1 protein-coding gene is annotated in these 1,014 nt (G+C 48.0%); it reads right to left on the bottom strand.

Annotated elements, in window-relative coordinates:
• On the bottom strand, positions 1-1,014 hold a 1,014-nt coding region (locus tag R7070_RS26655), incomplete at both ends, for a class I adenylate cyclase (protein WP_318141582.1).

The raw sequence follows: 1,014 nt of genomic DNA, 5'->3' as shown, positions 1-1,014 counted from the left end.
CCGGACCAAAACTGAAGATATCAGTATTTTTCACATCCACCTTCAGTGAACGCCCGGACAGCTCTGACGTAGGGTCATTTTCGAAGTTGATGAACATCGCCAACTGGCTGATTTCACACGGGCTCGCTAACGCTTGCATCGTCGGACGACGTTTACGCAGTGCAAAGGTATTTCGTAAGTCACTCACCATTTGGTAGAACTTATCGATATCTAGCTGTGCTTCACGCACCACGGCATGCAAACGCGTAGATTCGGTGATGAGGCCATTAAAGAAAGCCCACGAGACCAGTTTGCTCAAGTACTCGTGATGCTCAAGACATGGCTGCCCAAGAATGCGATGTGCGATCAATGGTTGCTTGTAGAGATACCAACCCGACTTGTTCACCCCACCTTCTTTAACTTCGATGAAGCTCAAATCTGGTTCATGTAAATCAGGGGAAATTTGTGGGTTCAGCAACGTCACTTTGCCCGGCAACACTTCAAACGCAGCGTACAACTTACGCGCAAGAATGCTGATGTCTTGCGGGCTGATCGCGGATGTGATGTCGTTGCGACGCGCAAACTGAATCAAGTTACGGTAGCTCTGCATCAACGCATCAAGCAACGCATGATGCACGACTTTCACCTGTTCAACTTTCCAGTTGCGACGGTCATCGAGCTCGGCAACCACGCTGTCATCCCAATTCCATTTCGCAATCATGTCGCTCAGCGCTTCACGACGCCAAGCCACCGAACCGACATCGGGTTCACGCGATAGCTTTTCATGGGTTTTGAGATAAAAACAACGACGCACCAAATCCAAACGTGTATCGTCTTGGATTCGTTCTAAATAGCGCGTAACTTTTTCCAACATTAAGTAGTATGCGTCCATGCCATAGAGATCTGGCTCATGGGCAAAGAATCGACGCTTGGTATCAATACTTAACAGTTGTGTGTGCGGGTATTCCCACGAGTAAGCTTCTAGCAAGATGGCTTTTAATACCGACTTGTATGGCGAATCGATACTTTTGTACA

Origin of the sequence: Vibrio sp. 1557, assembly GCF_033340175.1 — a bacterium.
In the GTDB taxonomy this organism is placed as follows: Bacteria; Pseudomonadota; Gammaproteobacteria; order Enterobacterales; family Vibrionaceae; genus Vibrio; species Vibrio alginolyticus.
Note: the sequence above shows the minus strand (reverse complement) of the source record. Positions and strands in the feature narration are given on the sequence as shown.